The sequence below is a fragment of the Bartonella queenslandensis AUST/NH15 genome, from assembly GCF_000312585.1.
Lineage (GTDB): Bacteria > Pseudomonadota > Alphaproteobacteria > Rhizobiales > Rhizobiaceae > Bartonella > Bartonella queenslandensis_A.
The window spans coordinates 165,438-170,088 of record NZ_HE998003.1; the positions used below are offsets into that span (position 1 = coordinate 165,438).

Consider the following 4,651-nt stretch of genomic DNA (forward strand, 5'->3'; position numbering starts at 1 on the left):
TTACATTGACCAATCAGGATCAAGTCAATCTCTTAAGCGCTATTATTGCTAAAAGATTAGGTTGCAAAGCCAATATGGTTTTGATTAATAATGTTGCTTACCAAGAATTTAGCCGTGCAGTTGGTGTGGATGCCTATCTGAATCCCCATAGCGTTACGATATCAAGAATTTTGCAACAAATGCGCCGTGGGCGTATTCGTTCTGTTCATTCAGTTTTTAATGGTCGAGCAGAAATTATTGAAGCTGAAGTAATGCAAACATCTTCATTGGTTGGTAAGTCATTATCAGAGCTCAATTTATCAGATGGTTTGAGAATTGGGGCAATTTATCGTAATAAGACAATTATACAGCTTTCAGCAGAGGCGCGTATTTTGTCTGGCGATAGAATAGTGATTTTTGCTCTTGCTGATAGAGTTCGTGATGTTGAACAACTTTTTCGTGTAAGTTTGGAATATTTTTGATATATTATTTATGGATATTTGTACTTTTTGGTATGGTGGGCAGTTAAGGCTGGTGGATAGGCTTTGTTTGTCCTCAATGGTTAGAACTGGACAGCGCGTTAAGCTCTTTAGTTATAATAAAGAAATAGACAATTTACCTGCTGGTGTTGAGTTGCATGAAGCCGAATCAATTTTACCACGTTCAGCAATTTATCGCCTTGATCCCAATTTTTCTGATGATAAGCTAGGATTTACAATTGTTCAGTTCTCGGATTTTTTTCGTGTTATGCTGATGAAATATCAACAAGGTGTTTGGTTAGATACGGATGTTTACCTGGTTAAACAATTTCATCCAGATGTAGATAAGGTTTGGTTGGCAAGAGAAAATAATACAAGAGTGGGTGTTTCTGCCCTTTATTTTCCTCCAGATAACCCTATTATAAAAGTGTTTGAAGATTATTGGGCAGGTACAGAAATGATCCCTCATTGGCTTGGGTTTAAGCGTCGTGTTTGGAGACCATTCTGGTTAAAGAGAAAGAAAATGCCAATTTTACCTGGAAATCTTGGTGTTACGATATTTGGCAATGACGGTATTTCACGATTAGCAAAACGATATGGTTTTTTTCATGAGGCAAAGGAAAAGGAAACTTTTTATTATTGGACTGGACGAAAAACCGAATACATCTTTGAACCAGCTTTTGGCGTAAGACCGCTTACAGATTCACGCTTGATAGGATTTCATATTCACAGAAAGATCAAAACGACGCAAAGACCTCAAGAAGGGAGTTTTTACCATTGGGCAGTCTCTCGCATTCCTGAAATTCATGATTTGTTTAGGTAGAGTTATTATTGCTATTTTAACCATTGAGATTTTAATCTATCTGGGACTGCTCTTGATTGTCGCTTGCACAAAAGAGTAATGTTAACCTATGGATAAAAATATTGAATGTGTAAAAAGCGATTGTTATATGACAAGGAAAGTAAAAATATGAGTGATCCAATGAAAACAGCATTAAGCCTTGTTCCTATGGTTATTGAACAAACCAATCGTGGTGAACGGGCCTATGATATTTTTTCCCGTCTTTTGAAGGAGCGGATTATTTTTATTAATGGTCCTGTTGAAGATGGTATGGCAATGCTTGTTTGTGCACAATTACTTTTCTTGGAAGCGGAAAATCCTAAGAAAGAAATTAGTCTTTATATTAATTCTCCAGGGGGGGTTGTAACATCTGGTATGGCTATTTATGATACTATGCAGTTTATTCGTCCTCCTGTTTCTACGCTTTGCATGGGACAGGCGGCATCTATGGGATCATTATTGCTAACAGCTGGAGCAAAAGGTCATCGTTTTACATTGCCAAATGCGCGTATTATGGTGCACCAGCCATCGGGCGGTTTTCAAGGTCAGGCTTCAGATATTGAGCGACATGCACAAGATATTATAAAGATGAAACGGCGTTTAAATGAAATTTATGTTCAACATACAGGTCAAGGTTACGAGGTTATTGAGAGAACGCTTGATCGCGATCATTTTATGACAGCAGAAGAAGCTAAAGCGTTTGGCTTAGTTGATGATGTTATACATTATCGTGCAGAAACTGAAAAAGAAGAAAAAGATTAAGAATTTTTATAGAAAAGACATCTACTTTAAATAAAGAGTTTTATAAAAAATATCGCAAAAATTGAGAAAAACACCTAAAAATATTGAGACATTCATGGTTTTCTATATGTCTTTTAGTTTTCATGATGAAAAGCTTTCTTTGAAAAGGCGAAGTATTCATATATCGTGGTGAAAGGAAAGAAAAATGAGCAAAATTAGCAATAGCGGGAACGAATCAAAAAATACTCTCTATTGCTCGTTCTGCGGCAAGAGTCAGCATGAGGTGCGTAAGCTTATTGCAGGGCCTACTGTATTTATCTGTGATGAATGTGTAGAGCTTTGCATGGATATTATTCGGGAAGAAAATAAATCTTCTGGGGTTAAGGTGCGTGATGGTGTTCCTACTCCACAGGAAATTATAGCAGTTCTTGATGATTATGTTATTGGTCAGCAGCATGCAAAACGTGTTCTTTCTGTTGCTGTGCATAATCATTATAAACGGTTGGCACATCAGTCTAAAAGCAATGATATTGAGTTGGCTAAATCAAATATTCTTCTTGTTGGTCCAACGGGCTGTGGTAAAACTTATCTCGCACAAACATTAGCACGTATTATTGATGTCCCTTTTACGATGGCAGATGCGACCACTTTGACTGAAGCAGGTTATGTAGGGGAAGATGTTGAAAATATTATTTTAAAGCTTCTGCAAGCGGCAGATTATAATGTTGAACGTGCGCAGCGTGGTATTGTTTATATCGATGAGGTTGATAAGATTTCTCGTAAAGCTGACAATCCTTCTATTACAAGAGATGTTTCTGGAGAAGGGGTTCAGCAAGCGTTATTAAAAATTATGGAAGGAACGATTGCTTCTGTTCCTCCACAAGGTGGACGCAAACATCCGCAACAAGAGTTTCTTCAGGTTGATACCACAAATATTCTATTTATTTGTGGGGGAGCTTTTGCAGGTTTAGAGCGGATTATTTCAGGACGTGGTGAAAAAACTTCTATTGGTTTTTCTGCAACTGTTAAGGCCCCTGATGAACGTTGTGTTGGTGAAATTTTTCGTGATTTAGAGCCTGAAGATCTTATAAAGTTTGGTTTAATACCAGAGTTTATAGGGCGTCTTCCTATAGTCGCTACCTTAGAGGATTTAGATGTTAATGCCCTCGTGCAAATTTTATCACAACCTAAAAATGCATTGGTAAAACAATATCAGCGTCTTTTTGAAATGGAAAATGTTGAGTTAGCATTTCATGAAGATGCTTTACGTGCTATTGCGAAGAAAGCCATTGAACGTAAAACTGGTGCACGTGGTTTACGTTCAATTATGGAGAAGATACTTCTTGAGACGATGTTTGAACTACCGGCTCTTGAAGGTGTTCAAAAAGTGGTTATTTCGAGTGATGTCGTTGATGGGAAAGCGCGTCCTCTTTATATTTACTCAGAACGTACCGAAGATAAAGAAAATGTATCAGCATGACATTGTGTAATATACAATATAAAAAGTGTTCATGAACGGTATTTAATGGGCATTTCTAATAATATCGTTATAATGCTTGATTTATGTGTTAGCAATTACCACTTCATGTATTGTGGAGAGCTGAGGTTTTCTAAGGGTGGGCTTGGTGTTGTAGATAGCTCATAGGCTCCAGAAAGGAGAGTTATGCAATATATTGATGAAAAGACAGATGAAGTAAGAGATGGGGTTTATGCTGTTTTACCTCTTCGTGATATTGTTGTTTTCCCCCATATGATTGTTCCACTTTTTGTGGGCCGTGAAAAATCCATTCGTGCTCTTGAAGAAACGATGGCGGTTGACAAGCAGATACTCTTGGTGACACAAAAAAACGCTTCTGATGATGATCCAAAATCAGAAGATATTTATCATATTGGTACATTTGCGAATATTCTCCAGCTTTTAAAACTTCCTGATGGCACTGTAAAGGTTTTGGTTGAAGGGACGGCACGTGCAAAAATTAGTCAATTTTCTCTAAGTGAAGATTATCATCAGGCTTTTGCGACTGTTACAGAAGAACCTAGAGGGAGTGATGTTGAGATTGAAGCTCTTTCAAGGTCGGTGATTGCTTATTTTGAAAACTATGTAAAGCTTAATAAAAAAATCTCTCCTGAAGTTGTCAATGCGATTAGCCAGATTGATAATCCTTCTAAGCTTGCTGATACGATTGCCTCTCATTTGATGATTAAACTTGCAGAAAAACAGGAAATATTAGAGCTCTTACCTGTACGAGCCCGTCTTGAACGTGTTCTTTCTTTCATGGAAGGAGAAATTTCTGTTTTGCAGGTTGAAAAACGTATTCGCTCGCACGTTAAACGGCAAATGGAAAAAAACCAACGGGAATATTATCTCAATGAGCAGATGAAGGCTATTCAAAAAGAGTTAGGAGCAGGGGATGATAGTCGCGATGAGCTCTCTGAATTAGAAGACCGTATTAAGAGTACAAAACTTTCCAAGGAAGCACAGGAAAAGGCTGGAGCAGAATTGAGAAAATTACGGAATATGTCTCCTATGTCTGCAGAAGCGACAGTTGTACGGAACTATCTTGATTGGTTATTAGCAATGCCTTGGGGTAAAAAATCTAAGATTAAAAAT

The 4,651-nt window shown here is 37.5% G+C and carries 5 protein-coding genes; all 5 read left to right on the forward strand.

What is annotated here, in order from left to right; genetic code table 11:
• A partial coding sequence (locus tag BN338_RS05875; RefSeq protein ID WP_039759960.1) for a TrkA C-terminal domain-containing protein occupies positions 1-461 on the forward strand: 461 nt, incomplete at its 5' end.
• 10 nt (positions 462-471) lie between these two features.
• Positions 472-1,281, forward strand: a complete 810-nt coding sequence (locus tag BN338_RS05880) for a glycosyltransferase family 32 protein (protein WP_039759963.1) — start codon at positions 472-474, stop codon at positions 1,279-1,281.
• 147 nt (positions 1,282-1,428) lie between these two features.
• Positions 1,429-2,061 carry an ATP-dependent Clp endopeptidase proteolytic subunit ClpP gene (gene clpP / locus BN338_RS05885; protein WP_039759965.1) on the forward strand — a complete coding sequence of 211 codons (633 nt, stop codon included), beginning with the start codon at positions 1,429-1,431 and terminating at the stop codon, positions 2,059-2,061.
• 184 nt (positions 2,062-2,245) lie between these two features.
• Positions 2,246-3,520 (forward strand): ATP-dependent Clp protease ATP-binding subunit ClpX, encoded by a 1,275-nt coding sequence (gene clpX, locus BN338_RS05890; protein ID WP_039759967.1) that lies wholly within the window; start codon positions 2,246-2,248, stop codon positions 3,518-3,520.
• A gap of 183 nt (positions 3,521-3,703) precedes the next feature.
• On the forward strand, positions 3,704-4,651 hold a 948-nt coding region (locus BN338_RS05895; RefSeq protein ID WP_039759969.1), incomplete at its 3' end, for an LON peptidase substrate-binding domain-containing protein.

Excerpts from the sequence above, each read along its gene's own strand:
- BN338_RS05880 (WP_039759963.1), top strand. The coding sequence starts at position 472 with ATGGATATTTGTACTTTTTGGTATGGTGGGCAGTTAAGGCTGGTGGAT.
- clpP (WP_039759965.1), top strand. The coding sequence starts at position 1,429 with ATGAGTGATCCAATGAAAACAGCATTAAGCCTTGTTCCTATGGTTATT.
- clpX (WP_039759967.1), top strand. The coding sequence starts at position 2,246 with ATGAGCAAAATTAGCAATAGCGGGAACGAATCAAAAAATACTCTCTAT.